Raw genomic sequence first — 274 nt, 5'->3', positions numbered from 1 at the left:
ATCCTTCCTGCTGGAACTGGGCGCGGGCTTCTCCTTCCTGGCCCGCCAAAAGCGCATCCAGATCGACGACGAGGATTTCCACCTTGATCTGCTGTTCTACAACCGCAAGCTGCGGCGGCTGGTGGCGGTGGAGCTGAAGATCGGCGATTTCAAGGCGGCCTACAAGGGGCAGATGGAGCTTTACTTGCGCTGGCTCGACAAGCACGAGCGCGAGCCGGAGGAAGCCTCGCCATTGGGGATCATCCTCTGCACTGGCAAGAAGTCCGAGCAGATC

At 60.6% G+C, this 274-nt stretch carries 1 protein-coding gene; it reads left to right on the top strand.

The annotated features are described in order from the left end of the window. The coding region (locus tag SB816_RS31535) for a PDDEXK nuclease domain-containing protein (RefSeq protein ID WP_410548187.1) at positions 1 to 274 on the top strand (274 nt) is incomplete at both ends.

This window comes from Achromobacter sp. SIMBA_011, assembly GCF_046535435.1.
GTDB classification, from domain to species: Bacteria; Pseudomonadota; Gammaproteobacteria; order Burkholderiales; family Burkholderiaceae_B; genus Achromobacter; species Achromobacter dolens.
The sequence above is the reverse complement of the archived record's forward strand: the minus strand, read 5'-3'. Positions and strand labels throughout refer to the sequence as shown.